Here is a 16,079-nt window from a genome sequence, read left to right as displayed (position 1 = left end):
GGTCGGCGAGCGAGCGCATTCCGCCCCGCCGTGGCTCGCGAGCACGCGTATGACGTCCGGACGACCACTGAAACCGGAGACGATGACAATCACCAACCGCTGTCGGACGCCCCGCGCGTGAGGCGAGACGCTGACACGATCTCGGCGATCGATGGACTGCTCACAGACGGCGAGCCTCGCCTACGAGTCCCGCCATCGAGACGGCTGATCTTCGCGAACCGATGGCGCGCTCTAACTATCTGCGATACAACCGTGCTGATGAGCAACGGAACTCGGAACGGAACGCTGCTCGTTGAGCAGGCTGTGCAGTCCAACAGGCCCAGCAGCATGTCCGAGGTAGTTTCTTTCCGAACACGTTCAGTAAATCGCGACTGCGGATTTTTTCGTCGACTAGGGCTTCGTTAAACATGGCAAGAATTCATAATGCATCGCCCATCGATCTAATACGCACGCAAATAGCGCGCCCCTTATTGGGGATAGCGCAGTCTGATCCACACATTCATTCTCCAGAAAGGAACTAGATTTTGGTGTTGCGTGCCGGTAACATGGTCACTTTTCCCTCATCGCCAGGGATTGGTCGGATTGCAGAGGTAAACGGAGGCGAAGCGAAAATAGAGTACTTCGAGTCATCGGCTGAACCTGTCGCCGACTTTATCTGGCGCAATGTGGCAGACATAAGGCGCGTGCGACTCGGCAAGCAAACTCGCGTGTTCTTCGAAGACCACGACGGCCGATGGCGAGCAGGACGAGTGGTCGGCGACGACAACCTCGCGGTCTACTACGTGCGAGTGCCGAATCGGCAGTGGGACATAGACCTTCCCGAGAGCAAGCTAAGGGTGCGATGGGAGACAGTACCCCGCGATCCTCTTCAGGTTTTGTTGACTGGAGCAAATGAGACCCCACTGTTCAGAGACGCACGCGAACCAGTGCGCAGGATGCTGCTGGCGGAGCGTGCAGCAACCGACTCAGCGACCGGGATCATGTCATCGGGCGTGGAGATACATGCCCATCAGATCAGCGCCGCCCTACGAATCATTCGGGACCCTGTCCAGCGCTACCTTCTGGCCGACGAGGTTGGCATGGGTAAAACCATTCAGGCGGGTCTGGTGATGCGTCAATTGCTCATCGATAAACCTCAGCGACGGATCGGCATCATTGTGCCGGATGCGCTGGTTTCGCAATGGCGTACGGAGTTGCTCGAAAAGTTATACCTCGACGATTTCGTGAACGAAGTCGGGGAACTGCCGTTTGAGCTTCTACCTCACAGTGCACCGCACCAATGGAGACAATTCCAACGTGTAGACATGCTGGTCGTTGATGAGGCGCACCTACTTGCCCAAGCGAGGGTGCGAACTGATTCGCCATACGCCGAACTCGCTCACGTTGCCCATGCATCTTCTCGTGTCTTGATGCTGTCGGCGACACCATTTTCCCGAGGGGCCACCACGCAGCTCGCACTGCTACACTTGCTGGAGCCAAACTTGTTTCGGTGGGAGGATTCGGAAGGTTTCTCGAAACTGCTCAATACCCGGCATGAGTTAGCATTGGCGGTCTTCGGCCTTGACGAGGACCCGGACGCCGACAACCTGGAACTGCTGGAGTTGCAGTTTGCTGAACTTGCGCGACTTCTTCCGTCAGACGAGGTCATTCGCGGTGCCATGGAGGCCACCGCAAACGTGATTAGGGTGGGCGGCGGCGATCCCGACGCCGTCGACCTGGGGGCGTTGCGGGGGGCCATTGCCTCCGTCCGCACGCACGTCTCCGAGACGTACCGACTGCATCACCGCGTCATAAGGAACCGGAGACACGCCATCGAGATGCAGAGACTGGATGACGAGGGCATGCTGACTCCCTTTGAATTTACTGGGCGCACTCGTCCCAAGGTCTTACGCCTAAGTAGCGAGGAAGCGGATGCCGGCGCTTATGCAGTTGCTGATTGGGTAAATCGCTGCGCGGCAGCCATCCTCGATGATGGACTCGACCCAACGCCTTACGGCAGGGTGCTGAGCGTGTTGGCGTCCCGTCTCGGAGGTCCTGTGCAGGATCTTCAGAGCGCATTGAGATACCGAATTGACGGGACAGGTGTCGGTAGCCTCCTACCTGAGGAGAAAGCACTGCTTGATTCGGCCGAAATTCTGCAATTTGAGGCCCAGGTATTGGTCACGCTTGGGAGCGCATCCCCAGATGGAGTCGAAATACTCGCCCGTACTATCGAACAGCGCTGTCGAACGTACCAGCGAGCCATTGTTTTCTGCGGTCATGGGGCACTTGCGACTGAACTTATCGACCGATTCGGGCAGGGCAACCTAGGCGCGTTCGGGCACCTCGCAGAACAGACCGAGGCGGAGCGAGAGGAAGCGACAGTCTGCTGGCGTTCAACCGGAGGCGTGTTAGTCGTTGATCAGACGGGTGATGTCGGTCGCAATTTTCAAGAAGCCGACTGCGTCTTTCATGTCAGGTTACCCGCGAACCCCAACAGCCTCGAGCAACGCATAGGCCGCGTCGATCGGTACGGCCGAAACAAAACAGCTCACCAGTACATCATTGCCGATCGCGATCCCGAAGGTCTGCAGACCGCTTGGGCGAAAGTTCTCGCCTCCGGGTTCGAGATTTTCAGTTCTTCAATCTCCACATTGCAGGAGGTGATAGACAAACTGGCCGAGGATTTGTGGAGGGACTGTCTCGTGGAGGGATTTGAGGTCTTCGCGAGTCGGGAGAAAGTCATTCCCGAAATATTGCGCCGCGAAAAGCGACGGATCAACGAACTTGATGCGTTGGAGTCTGGTTACGGCACCCACACCGACGGGGAGAAGATGGCCATCAAGATAGGCGCTTATGAGTCGGATTCCAACACTATCGCTGCGGCATTCACGAGATTGATCGTGGGGGCGGACGGGTTCCGTCTCACACAAAGGCCCAATAAAGACGGCAGCACGACTTTCGAGCGTGATGTTCGGGGCACGCCTTTACTGAGCCCCCGCCTGCTAGGGAAAGTCGATACGCCGGCGGCAACTCGCACCGGCTTTTTCGACCGTAGGGATTCAGTAAAAACTCCGACTAGACGACTCTTCCGCCGGGGCAACCCGTTCATCGATGGGCTGGAACAACTGCTGGGTATTGACGACCGTGGCCAAGCAGTGGCGATGTGGCGACTGAACCAAGAATGGCCTAACGAGCCGACAATATTCTTCGGCTTCGACTTCCTAATTGAGGCAAACCTAGGCCCGCTACTAAAAATGCTCGACGGGCAGCACGAGGTCGAACCCATCGCTCGGCGCCGTGCTGATGCAGCATTCTCTCCTCAACGTCGACGCGTGTGGATCCCTGCACACACATTGATCCCGGTCGCCAATCCGAAGCTTGTCGAATATCTCTCGCGACCATACATCAAAGGCCCCGACCAGAACCTGAATCCAGACAAGATTCGGGCCCTGTATTCATTGCTGGGCGGCGAGCAACACTTAGATCCAGTTGCCCAGAGTTGCTTCGCAGTGGCGCGGGACAATTTAGCGGATGTGGCGGCAGTTTCCGAAGTTGCTGGCCGTCGAATTCGTCGGGAAACGGATGTAGTTCTAGCTCAGAGCAGGGCGCGTTCTCGGGCTGGGGGGCTCGTTGCCGATCCCACGAGTCTTGAAAGTGAGGTTGAGATAGGCCGTGCAATCGAAGCTGGCGTAATCGAACCCACGACGAACCTCAGCGGCGTAAGTTGCGTTGTCGTCTCCGCGACGTCGTGGGCTAAGTATGTCTAGAGACGATATGGCCTCCGCCCAGACTGCCCTAACGGTATGGCCCGAAAAGACTGCTCCGGAGCACCGTCGGGTGCTAAGCGACGCATGTCGCCGGTTGTTAGATGCTCTGGCCGGGCTGACTTACCAAACGGCCGGGTGGCGGGACGTCGCGTCTCTGACCCGCCAAGTACTGCTTACCAACAAAGTCACATACGGCGGAGACCCATCCCTCGCGGTCCCGGTCGGCCCCGACTGGCCGAGTCCAGAGCAGTGGGAACAGGTGGGTTGCACATCGACTCCGCTGGCGGACGGAAGGCGGTCAGTCCAGGTGCGAAATTGGGCCCCGCCATCGTCGTCGCAGGCCGCCGGCCATGAAGAGAGTCTGGCCGTGACACAGGTGCTCGACGTATACCGGGATACCGACCCTCACCGCACCGGAATGCTCGACGCTGACCCATTCTGGAAGACAGCACATAATTACAAAAAATACCGAGGTCAAACGCAGCGTCAAGCGGCGCGAGCCGCGGTTCTTAACGACGGAGGCTCAGTTCTTGTGTCCTTGCCGACTGGGCGTGGCAAGACCGCCATCGCCTGGTCGAAAGTCTTGCTGTCGAACTCAGGGGTAACTGTCGTGGTCGTACCCACGGTAGTGCTGGCCCTCGATATGGAGCGCCGCACCTCTGAGACTGCGAAGCACCTTGGCCGGCGGTTCAGTCCAAACGCGCGATACGCCTACATTGGTTCGCTGGACAACGACCCGAAGGAACAACTGCGCGAATCAGTCCGATCAGGCACCCAACGCCTCTTGTATGTCTCGCCCGAGGCGTTCGTTTCGAGCCTTGCTCCAGCCGTCTTGGAATGCGCGCGGAACGGCCACCTGCAGCAGGTCGTCATCGATGAGGCGCACCTCGTAGACCAGTGGGGGTCAGACTTCCGTTCCGAGTTTCAGACCATGCCCGGCCTAATCAGGGACGCATACTCCGCTGCCCCGGAAAACAAGAAACCATCCATCCTGCTGTTGAGCGCCACCCTTGCACAGCGAGCAGTAGACGTCACATCCAATCTATTTCGGGTGGGTGGCACCGACGTCGACCTCGTGTGGGGGTCCGAACTACGCACAGAACCTGCGTACTTCTTTGCCACGCACGCTGATGAGCAGTCACGCCAGGAAGCGGTCCTTGAAGCGGTTAGCCACTTGCCGCGGCCGCTAATTCTCTACACAAGCAAGGTAGCCGACGCTGACGACTGGGCCAATCACCTCCGTAGTCAGGGCAACCTTCGCGTGGCCAGCGTTACAGGCAAAACCGCGGAAGACGCTCGCCGTACCGTCATGGAACGATGGCGCGGCGTTAGTTCGTCAGGTCAGGAAGTAGGTACAAAGGTGGATGTCATTGTCGGAACGTCGGCATTCGGCCTGGGTTTGGACATGTCGAATGTGCGGACCGTAATACATGCTTGCCTGCCGGAGACGATCGACCGCTACTACCAGGAGGTTGGCCGCGGCGGGCGCGACGGGAGACCATCAATTGCGTACCTATGCAGTGGGCCAGGTGACCGTGATATCGCAAGGGCGCTGAACTCCGTAACACTCATAGGAAACGATTTTGGTTGGGCGCGTTGGCAGAGCCTGCTTAGTACGAGCGAGAACCTGAGTGGCTTTCGATACCGCGTTCGCAAGAAAACATTACCAAAGTACATGTTAGAAGGATACGGAAGGAGTGCACGTTGGAATATACGAACGCTTACGCTGATGGCACAAGCAGGGATTATCAGGTTTCAAGTGCCCCAGTGGCTTCCTGACGCCGGAGCTTCCGCAGAGGACGTCGAGCGATCGCGCAAAAACTTTTACGATGAGGTCGAGGATTTCATAGAGTTTGAACTCGTCAACGGAAAATACCTCTCGCATGACGCTTGGATAAGGGAACTAGCGAAAGTCCGGAGCAACGTGCAAGCGGCACAGCAACGCGCATTAAGGTCAGCAATCGACCTAGTCGATGGAAACCAGTGCGTAGGACGGATGATCGCACAGCATTACCAAATCTCCTATGGTGGCGGGGTGCTGCGAACCTTGGCCGCTTGTCGCGGTTGCCCGTCCTGTCGTCGAACTCCGGAGACATCCCCGGGTATTCAGCCGATCGAGATCAGTCCACTGCTGCCGTCGCCACGGTTCCTGGACGATCCGCTATCTGGGTGGCGGGGGGACTATAAGTCGCTATTTATCTGGTTCGAAGAAGGGTCGGACGTCGATTCGCTCCTCGTGCGCTTGGCTCAGAGGAAGGTTCGAGTGTTTGCTGGTTTGAGCACAGAGGCTGCTGATAGACTGCAAAAGGCAGTACCACAAAATCCAATTATTCTCGATGACCCTATAGCGGAGCCTAGTCTCGCCGAGAACTACGAGGGCCCAATTGCATTCTTGTTACTCGACGGAGCTCTTCATAATGCGATCCGCAATCGTATGGAATCCGCTCTGATTTCCTACATTATTGGGCCATCCTCGATCGAGACCCCTGGCAGACCAGGTCACCTGTTACGTGACGCGGGTGTCCCCAGTATCTCAGCGAATGCCCTACTAGGAAGTTTGTGACATGGACGTACTGAACCCTTCTCCGGCACTATGCCTGCCGCAGGCCATGTGGATCGTGTACAGGGTCGTAATGGCAAAACCAGACCTCACGCAGGACGGCATCCTCGATCTCGTGACGCCGATATCGATGCGCAGCAATTCGCCCGGCAATGGGGCGCACGCGAAGCGAGCACTGGCTGGGTTACGGGAATTCGAATTGGTCAACGAAGACATCAACGGCCTTTATCGTGTCGAGGCCGACGAAGTGAGTGATGCGTACGGGTTTTTACGGATATTGAGGCGCCGCCTCATTGTTCCACCAGAATCAATAAGTACGGGATTCCGCGGCGCGCCAGATTTACGGTCCGCGCTGGTGTGGTTAATGCGGCAACCACCTATGGTCCCTCTCCACTATGCAGTTAATGTGCAGACAGATATGCCGGAAGGACTATTCACCAACGACACTCGATGGAATGGCTTCCGATGGTGGAGTCGAGAACTCGGATTCGGACAGGAAATGCTCAGCAATCTATATCCCGGCAAAGAATCGAACAGCAGCATAATACCCGATCCAACAGTCGCCGTGATAGACGCGATCACGCATCCGTTTGGCGATCCACTTCCGCGCGGCGAGCATATTCCCATCGCTTCGCTTATGGAGTTTCTACGGTCGGAACTTCCTGTGCTTGCAGAGCACCCCAGCGCGCTACACCCAGGCCTCGAGCAGAGTGGTGAGCCCGCAATTGCGGCACTCGCACTGGCATTGTCGTCCGCGGAGCAGCAACAAGTCCTGACGATGGGGTATCAGTCCGACCCATCTGATGTGCTTGCACTCCCCGACGCACAGAATTTCCGAACGGACCGGTACGTCTCGCACGTAACTCTAAGGAGCAACGACAGGTGAGTATTCAAGTCAATTACACCTGCTGGACGTCGAAAAATGTAACGTCCACGATTCCTACTGAGGCTGCCACACCATCTGACGCTGTACTTTTAGCCACACACGCTCCTTTGACGATCCGACGGCAAGCCAATGCAGTCGGCGATAGAGAGACCAAATTTCTCACCGAGAGAGAAGTGCTTGATGAGTTCTTGAACGCGGACGCGACAAACGGCGTAGTGGTTGCACCTGTGCTAGGCGCATCCGGGGCAGGAAAATCGCATCTAATTCGCTGGGCGAACGCCCGGATCCCCGAAAAGTTCGGACGAAATGTCGTCTATCTATCTAAGACGCAAACAAGTCTCAAGGACGTTATTGAGGCCTTGCTGATTGGACATCACGATAGTGAACTGGACGAGATTCGGAGAAGGGTATCGACACTTGGTTCCGGCATAACCTTAGACGAGATGGAGCACAAGATTCTCGCCGAATTGGCCGAGGCACTCCGGACTGCAAAGTCCGACAATCCATACGGTAAAGCATTAGTTGGCGAAAATGGTTTGAGGCTGTTCTTCACCGATCCTCTGTTTGAGAAGCACTTGCTGCGCCCAGGTTCGTTCCTAAAGTTACGCACTAAACATGCGCTGCAAGGCCGAGAGGCAGACGAACCCGACGTTCCACTCGAATTCACTATCGACGAACTTCCACTCGATATCGTCGACGACGGCAATATCGCTGACGCAGCTGCGGCCACGCGCAAACTCTTCGGTCGTCTAGTTGCCAGTTCACAGATGCAGCGAGAAGCGGTACGCCTCTTAAATGAATACCTCGACGTAGCGGTCACAAAGGCCGCCACTCTAAATGTTGGCGATATCGGTCAGGCGTTCGGAAGAATCCGCGAGAAACTCGTGGGCCAGGAAATAGTCCTCTTAATTGAGGACGTCGCGCTCATCCAGGGCGTGAGACGGGACCTGCTCGACGCAATCATCGAGAGTGGGGTTGTTCAGGGCAAGGTCAAGTACGCGACCGTTCGCACCATGATGGCTGTCACAGAGGGTTATTACACAGATCTACCCGACACGTTTCGCACCCGGGCGGAGGCTTCTTCGCCAATCTACCAGGTGGACGTCGATCTCAATTACCAACGGGATGAATCTGATCAAGAAAAGCTGTTTATCGACTTCTTCGGACGCTATCTTAATGCTGCTCGAGTCGGAAAGATACCGCTAGAGGAAAGCACCCCTGAAGTGCCAAACGCTTGTCACGCGTGTAAATTCAGGGCGTCTTGCCACGCAACGTTCGGAACTTCGGGATCGGGTAACGCGGAGTACGGACTTTACCCCTACAATGAATCCGCAATTCTTCGGGCGATTAGGGCGTGTGCGACTCGCGACGGGGATCGCGTCTCCTTTAATCCGCGGAGGGTGCTATCTCGCGCTGTCCGAGACGTGCTGAATACAAACATTGACACAATACATAAAGGCCTGTTTCCTCCCGCGAACTTTCTTGCCGAGGAATCAATCTCGATGCGCCTGCCTGGACTCGAGAACCATGTTCTAGAGAAGATTTCGAGCGAATATTCAGAGGAGGATGCAGGACGCGTGCAGTCGACCCTCGAATACTGGGGAGATGCCGGTTCAAGCACGGTTAGCGACGACGTCGTCACCGCGTTCTCTCTACCCGTTCTTCCTAGTATCATTTATCAACCGCCCAAGAGAAAGCCCACAAACGGTAGCCGTGAAAGTGGGGGCGCGAGTGGCGGTCAACCGAACTCCAATCACTCGCGCTCACTCCAAAAGAGGCTCGACGAAATTGACGCATGGTCTCGGGGTCAGATTCTGCCGCAGAGTACGGCCGCCGCGTTCAGGAAAATCATTCAAGAGGCTCTCGTCTCACGCATTTACTGGTACGGAGACGTCATTAAGACACCTGCATCGAGTATCCTAAGCAAGGCAGTACCGGACAATTCTCGAGGTGTTTCTATCGAAGGTGCGAACGAGAATATTCCGTTGGCTTTACCGCCTATTGTCCGCATCGATCGTTCACCGCGAAACGCCATAACACTCAAGGGTCTTGCACTAATTCAGGAAGGACACGTCGCAGAAGCCAGCGACACACTCGCACGACTAGGCGCCCTCGTCGCCGCAAGTGTCGACGAGGCAAAACGCCGAATTACGGTCGAGCTGGCGGTCGGGGATGACGCACTTGTCCAGGCTGCCGCGTCGCTTATCAGAGGTGCAGCAGCATGCGGCGAACTGGCGGCTAACTCAAAAGACATCGCGTACGTCAACGCATGCCTGTGGCGGGACACGTCCGTTCGCCTGGACGCGGTATCCAGATCGCCCGAGTGGGTATCGGCTTACCAGACCTACGTGACGGCACGAGGCAAGGCTGTTGATCACCTGATGGCGGGTGTCGGTGCGGCACAGGGCACGGGCGGTGTCTACGCGATCGACTTTGTAAGGTTGCTCGCGATCGTGCGTAAAGCCAAGTCTTTCGCCGAGTTAGAAGATGATCTCGAGGTGCCTGAGTGGTGCTCCGATGCCCAGCATAAACTGAAAGTCTTGCTTCGGAACACAGGTCGCCAACTCGCATTCTGGAAGGATGTCGTTACACGCATTAGAGCTTTTTTGCCAGAGGACGTCACTTTCGCCGAGACCGTCAATAATATTATCGAGTGTGTCGAAATTGGGCAGGGTTTGGGACTGGTTCCGGTGAGCGACCTCCAGGCATTGCAGGTACAGAACGCAGATGCGCAGGGGTGGGATGCGCGTTGCGTAAAGGACGTCGAGAGAATTCTTGTGAGCGCAGAGCATTTAAGCGGGACGGCGCGGCTATGTTCTATTGGAACAGTAGTTGGCGTAGACCTCCTCAAGATTCTCCGCTACCTCGAATCGAGTTCGCTCTGGGTAGACGCAGGCATCCGAACGGCGCAGAGCGACGTTGGGACCGTCGCCGACGTCGACACTCAACTGGATGAGACAATGAGAACTTGGCTCAGAATCGTGAAGGATCCGGAATCATGAGCGACACCATACCGCAACGCAGCCTCGCCCTACGGGCGAAGAAACTTACCGCATTGGCACGTGTGAAGAGGGAAGGCCTTGGCGAGTCACAATTCCGCGGTCAGGTGCAGACCGCTTTGAATCGCCTCGATCAAGAATTACTTTTGCTCGAAGCTGTATTGAAAGTGTATCGAAAGTTGAAGGATATTGGTGCGCCCGTTGATGATCTGATCGACCTCCAGCAACCCGCCAGGAGACTGCAAGAGCAGGCCGAACTTGGACGACCGACAGCACAATTCTTGCAAGCTAGGTGCCGAGATCTCGACACTGCAAGATCGGCTATTGATCTAGCGAATATGCATTCCTGGCGGACTTGGGCGAGTGAAATGATAGCTAGTCTGCCAGTATCTTTGCTACCCAGGGTCAACTTTGTTCGTCGAGATGCGACAAAGATGCGGATCTCTGAATTGCAGAAGTTGGCCGCAAAGAAGCCAAGCATCCCGGATATTATTCAATTCTCAATACAGTGGGATCGCGTCAAAGATGAGTTTGATGAGGTCGGGGATGCGAGCATCGACTCGCTGCTCAAGCGGTTCAACGAAGGTCAGGTCCGACTGGCCGACTTGAGTGACGAGGAACTGGCGACACTTCGAGGCGATGCTTCGCTGAATGACCAACTCTACATCAGCATCCGCTCATGAAAGGTCGCGCATGGAAAGGAGATTCGAATCTTCTCAGCCGCCTGGAAGACTTGGAGCTGAAGCTGCTTTCATGGGGCGTAGTTGATGGCTTCCTCAGTCAGTCGGACGTCGAAAGCGCCATCGATATTCAACTGGACCTCGACGCCGAGGATCTTCAGGCGGATTTGGCGACCGGCGAGGAATACCTCGAGCATCTGCTGACGGACGGTCTGCTCCACCGACTTCCGGAGACGACGCCGAAATACCGCACGCGCCTCGGTGAAACAATTCGCCTCCTGCGCCATCTCCGACAACTATTCCCACAAAAAGACACTTCTTCACCTGCCTGGTGGCGCCATTCCAGCCCCCTCGTTGCGGATTACCGGATCAAGGTTGGGCCTCGGCGCTATCCGCGTCGCGCGATCACCCCTTCAGAGGCAATAGACGATCTCGTTGGACTACCCAGTTGGACCGACCTGCACGAAGACGTTTTCAAGCGCTTGGTGGTCGACAACTACCTCGCACGCTTTCAGGTTGACGCCACTAAGTCCATTTTGTCTGCGACAAAGGCCCCGCAGTTGACGGCCCGAATCGTTACGTCCGGTACGGGATCTGGCAAGACGCTGGCGTTCTACATTCCCGCCCTGCTGGACATCGCATCCACCGCTGGCCAAAAACGCACGGGACCCCACACCCTCGCACTCTATCCGCGCAACGAGTTGCTTCGAGACCAAGCGAGAGAGGCTCTTCGGGTAGTTACGAACCTTGGTCCCCTCAGCCTTGGGCCGGGTGGACGGTTGGCGCGAATCGGACTCCTTTACGGTCAGACACCAAGAGATCGCGACCTCGAAGGCAGTAGTGACTGGCGGGCCTGGAAGCGACGGAGTTCGGGATGGGCAACGCCATATTTTCCGTGTACGACCGAGGATTGCCAGGGCAGTCTGATCTGGTCGGACGTTGATCGGATAGCCCGGCACGAGCGACTCGTGTGCACCACGTGCCACTTCTCTACCCTGCCTGGGACTATCGCGCTCACCCGAGAGTCGATGGCGAAGAATCCGCCGGATATTCTTTTCAGTTCTACGGAGATGCTGAGCCAACAATCGACGAGCGCGATGCTGGCACGTCTGTTGGGATGGAAGGGGCCAAACGGCATACGAATGGTGTTGCTCGACGAGGTGCACACGTACACAGGTGTGAACGGCGCTCAGGTCGGTCTAATGCTACGGCGCTGGCGTCATGCCAATCGTCAGTGGGGCGTCGACAGTCCAGTGATGGTGGGCTTGTCTGCGACGCTGCGCGATGCCGGTGATTTCTTCGAGGCGTTGACGGGTGCGGAGCGCCCCTACGTCGAGGTGATCGCCCCGAAAGACGACGAACTGGTTCCCATCAGTCGGGAATACGGAATCGCGCTCCGTGGCGACCCCATTTCAGGTAGTCCACTGTTGTCGACGACGATTCAAACTGCGATGCTGCTGGGTCGAATGCTCGACAACGATCCAGGGATATACGGTTCGGTCTCGTTCGCGTTTACTGACGACCTCGACGTGATCAACCGTTTGTATGACAATTTGAGGGACGCCGAGGGAGCGCAGCCCCGGGGTCGGATGGCCGGCAATGTGCTGGCCGATCTCCGTAGCCCAGCAGAACCGCAAGCTGGAGCGCGATACGTGGACGGACAGTCATGGGATCTGCCGTATCGACTGCAGCGAATGGACCGGCCCCTCAACGTCGCGCGGACATCCTCCCAAGACGCCGGCGTCGACACTTCGGCCGACGTCATCGTTGCCACCTCCTCGCTGGAGGTCGGATTTAACGATCCGAGGGTCGGAACGATTATCCAGCACAAGGCACCAAGAGACCTCGCGTCGTTTCTACAGCGGCGAGGCCGTGCGGGGCGACGACTCGAGATGCGGCCTTTAACGGTTGTCGTGCTGTCCGACTACGGCCGAGACCGAATAGCGTACCAATCCTACGAGAAACTCCTCGACCCCGAAATTGACGCCCGTTCGTTGCCGATTAACAACCGATTCGTAGTAAAGATGCAGGCGACACATTCCCTTCTTGACTGGGTCGCACGCAAGACGAGCGCTGATGTCCGCTCGGTGCTGTCTCCGCCGTTGAACGACAAACCGCATGTCCGAACCCTTGACGTGATATCCGTCCTGCGGACGATCCTTTCAGAAAACCAGGTGCAACTGGAACTGGCTGAACACCTTCGACGCTCCCTAGCCTTGCCGCAGGATGAGGTCAGCGCCGCGTTGTGGGAGGAGCCACGATCTCTAATGCTGTCAGTTGTACCGACAGCATTACGCCGACTGGAGGCCGCTTGGACGCCGCTTCCTGGTGAAATCGACCCAGGACGGAAAGATCGTAAGCCTCTTCCTGAGTTCATGTCGGATACTCTCTTCGCCTCCCTCAACACGCCGGACGTTCGCTTCGAACTGCCGACCAACTTTGGCGAGGAACCACCGCGGATGCCGATTACGCAGGCGCTTCGTGAGGCGGTTCCGGGCCGCGTGAGTCGCCGATTCGGCCATGCGCACGCATCTCTGAGTACGTGGTTACCCGTTCCCTCAATTGGTAACGATCTCCCGCTGACCGATGTCATCGCGGCTGGCCATGGACTCGGTACGTGGAAGACATCGTTGGGCGAGAGTTACACGGTGGTGCGTCCGCTTGCCCTACGCCTCGTCAGCCCTCCGCCCCACATCGCGGACACATCCAAGGCGATGCCAGTCTGGAGATCCACATTCGAACTTGCCGCCGAGGCACTGCACCACGTGGATGTCCCGACACCGTCAATCTGGGCGACGCTAGTAAACACGTGCGCCTTTGCGCTGCATGTCGGCGGCGGCCCTCTCAGAGTGCGCCGAATGGCTATTGGCTCCGACGGCGAACTCACAGATCAGGCGGGAAACCGGACGCCGACCCACGTCCGCTACGTACACGAGGGGACGCCTGCCGCCATCGGCTTCGAACTCGAGGTGGATGGAATGATCGTTTCCGGTCAACTACCCGAGGGTGGCCAATCATTTCTTCAAAATTTTACTTCTTCACCGCCCTGGAGGACTCTCGCATTTCGTCGCCGAGTCCTTGAGGATGAAAGACTCGACGATGTAGTCAATGTCTTTCAGCGCGGGTGGCTTTCGGAGGTTTATCTCGACGCATTTATCTCCCGCGGTCTGAGTGGCGGCCCCGTCGGGTTGCTACCTGGCCAACTCGCGGACGGTGCGTGGGCCGACAATCTTCCGGATTTCCTCGCGGTCGCATATCGGGCAGAGGCTCAGCACGAGGACGAGAGTCGTATGCAGCGCACGCTAGCGCAGTTGGCTGCCGATCCAATGGTTCGGGCGGTGATCGAAGAGCATGGCAACTTGCTCGGCACCAACAACCTTCAGGCGGATACGACCGACTTGCTCGACCGTGTATTTCTCGACACTCTGGCCAACGCGGTCCTCGCTGCGGTGAGCGAATCACTCGCCGACGCAAATGAAGGTGATCTCGCTTGCGACGTTGAGTTCGACGAGGAGACACGCGACTATCGGATACTCCTGTCGGAGACTGCTATAGGTGGCCTCGGCCTGCTCGAATCCCTCCATCGGGAGTATGGTGAGGATCCCCGAAGATTCTGGGATGCAGTCGCCCGAGCTTGCTCTCCGACGGATGCTGAAAACGTTGATGAATCGATGCGGCACGCTCTCGCGGAGTTGGTCACTACAGGAACGGCCTTTTCGAAGTGTGTCGCTGACTTCCGGCGTGCCGAAGGTATCGCCGCGATGGACAGCGCACTCGAAAAATTGCGGGGCATCTGGACCGAATCCGACGGACCCCCCGATCATTTACTTGTGTCCACGTTCGCCGCCCGATTCATGCGACCGGGTTCGAGCACAACGATCGATCGTGTGGTTTCTGACCTCGTCACTGCTTGGGTGGACTCAGAGACGAGACTCGGGGTCGAGATCGATGCGCGCACAATCGCTTACCACGCTTCGCAGGGAAACCTGGGCTTCGACCTCAAGTCCCTGTCCGTCGACTCGGCCTTCTCGATGCTGTGGTTACGCGGGGCCCAAGCGCGTTCGCAACGTCTCGACCACTGGCATCCCTATCGCGAGAACGTAATTGTCGAACGCCTCGTGCTGGACGAGGCTGTTCACGATGGCGCCGTTAAGATCGACGTCACGGAACCTGGCTGGATCGACGCTTACACGCAAGCGATGGGAGCGGATGCGCGGGTTCTATTGACCGCGCCGTACACGCACCGCGCTGATCTAGCCCGTGCTCTGAGGGCAGCGACGGCTAAGCCGATCGAGCGCGGCGGACTCCGCGTATTCGGTCGTGTCAGAGCCATTTCGCAGCGACGCGGCAGCATGACTGCCATACTTTCGTTGGCGGAGGAGTTGCAATGACCGCGCGGAGAACGGTCAGAACAAAACCGCGTAATGGGCTCGCCATTCGCGATGTGCTGGCCGCCGCACTGCTATCTGAGTTGTGCTCGCCATGTGATGAGTTTTGGCTCGTCACCGGGTGGGTCTCCGACGTAGTGGTCATCGACAACGAGACACGGCAATTCGACGCGGTTCTGGGTAATAATCCATCGTCGAATATGACGCTTAGCGAGGTCCTCGGAGAACTCACCCGCCGCGGGACAGAGATTCATGTGGCTGTACGCCGGGTTGACCACAACGAAGCATTCGTCGAACGGTTAAGTCGATCTTCGATTCCCAATCTACTTCACCTGCACTCCGGTGAGCACCTCCACGAGAAACTAATGGTTGGCGGAGACTGGCTTCTCACCGGTTCTATGAACTTCACCTGGAACGGGACGCGGGTTAACGAGGAAAGTATGGAATTGCAACTGGACCAAGCGGAGGCGGCACGGCATCGCCTTGAGTTACGAACTCGGTGGATCGGAGAAAGATCGTGACGACAGCGATCACCCCAGAGGTATTTCTTCGACGATTTTTTGCACCGCCGAATTTTATTTGGCCGAACACTGACCCGGCCAGTCCTATGGCAACGACAATGCAACCATTTCTCGCCGCACTGCCGGACCGTGGCGAATGTCCAGCAGTTCTTCCACGACGCACTGATCAATCACATCCAACGATAATTTACGTTGTTTGCTGGGACATCGCACACGCTGGGCGTGTCAGGCCCCTACTCGAGGCGGCGGTAGCTCACCAGTGGTGTCGATTCGATGGACGGGTCGCGCGACTCGAC

At 57.2% G+C, this 16,079-nt stretch carries 7 protein-coding genes; all 7 read left to right on the top strand.

Translation table 11 applies throughout. The features are described 5' to 3' along the window. Positions 1-545: 545 nt before the first annotated feature. Genes dpdE through dpdK form a run of 7 tightly spaced genes read left to right on the top strand, consistent with a single transcriptional unit; the run spans position 546 to position 15,783 of the window. The gene (gene dpdE / locus TU34_RS00225) at positions 546-3,749 is read left to right on the top strand and encodes a protein DpdE (RefSeq protein WP_045820830.1); all 3,204 of its coding nucleotides are present in this window, start codon (positions 546-548) and stop codon (positions 3,747-3,749) included. Further along, complete coding sequence (dpdF, locus tag TU34_RS00220) at positions 3,742-6,312, top strand: protein DpdF (protein WP_045820829.1); 2,571 nt, start codon at positions 3,742-3,744, stop codon at positions 6,310-6,312. Before dpdE ends, dpdF begins: the two co-directional genes overlap by 8 nt. A gap of 1 nt (position 6,313) precedes the next feature. Further along, positions 6,314-7,195 (top strand): hypothetical protein, encoded by an 882-nt coding sequence (locus tag TU34_RS00215; RefSeq protein WP_045820828.1) that lies wholly within the window; start codon positions 6,314-6,316, stop codon positions 7,193-7,195. Then, the gene (gene dpdH, locus TU34_RS00210; RefSeq protein ID WP_045820827.1) at positions 7,192-10,197 is read left to right on the top strand and encodes a protein DpdH; all 3,006 of its coding nucleotides are present in this window, start codon (positions 7,192-7,194) and stop codon (positions 10,195-10,197) included. Before TU34_RS00215 ends, dpdH begins: the two co-directional genes overlap by 4 nt. After that, entirely contained in the window at positions 10,194-10,877 is a 684-nt protein-coding gene (locus tag TU34_RS23365) for a hypothetical protein (protein ID WP_150116302.1), read from the top strand. The genes dpdH and TU34_RS23365 overlap by 4 nt, the downstream gene beginning before the upstream one ends. Beyond that, complete coding sequence (dpdJ, locus tag TU34_RS00200; RefSeq protein WP_045820825.1) at positions 10,874-15,265, top strand: protein DpdJ; 4,392 nt, start codon at positions 10,874-10,876, stop codon at positions 15,263-15,265. The genes TU34_RS23365 and dpdJ overlap by 4 nt, the downstream gene beginning before the upstream one ends. After that, positions 15,262-15,783, top strand: coding sequence for a phospholipase D-like domain-containing protein DpdK (gene dpdK / locus TU34_RS00195; protein WP_045820824.1), 522 nt, complete (start codon positions 15,262-15,264; stop codon positions 15,781-15,783). The genes dpdJ and dpdK overlap by 4 nt, the downstream gene beginning before the upstream one ends. The last annotated feature ends 296 nt before the right edge of the window (positions 15,784-16,079 follow it).

This window comes from Williamsia herbipolensis, assembly GCF_000964005.1.
GTDB lineage: Bacteria > Actinomycetota > Actinomycetes > Mycobacteriales > Mycobacteriaceae > Williamsia_A > Williamsia_A herbipolensis.
The sequence above is the reverse complement of the archived record's forward strand: the minus strand, read 5'-3'. Positions and strand labels throughout refer to the sequence as shown.

What these genes read in the sequence shown, in the direction of transcription:
- dpdF (WP_045820829.1), top strand. Translation starts at nt 3,742, where the DNA reads ATGTCTAGAGACGATATGGCCTCCGCCCAGACTGCCCTAACGGTATGG.
- dpdK (WP_045820824.1), top strand. Translation starts at nt 15,262, where the DNA reads ATGACCGCGCGGAGAACGGTCAGAACAAAACCGCGTAATGGGCTCGCC.
- TU34_RS00215 (WP_045820828.1), top strand. Translation starts at nt 6,314, where the DNA reads ATGGACGTACTGAACCCTTCTCCGGCACTATGCCTGCCGCAGGCCATG.
- dpdJ (WP_045820825.1), top strand. Translation starts at nt 10,874, where the DNA reads ATGAAAGGTCGCGCATGGAAAGGAGATTCGAATCTTCTCAGCCGCCTG.
- TU34_RS23365 (WP_150116302.1), top strand. Translation starts at nt 10,194, where the DNA reads ATGAGCGACACCATACCGCAACGCAGCCTCGCCCTACGGGCGAAGAAA.
- dpdE (WP_045820830.1), top strand. Translation starts at nt 546, where the DNA reads ATGGTCACTTTTCCCTCATCGCCAGGGATTGGTCGGATTGCAGAGGTA.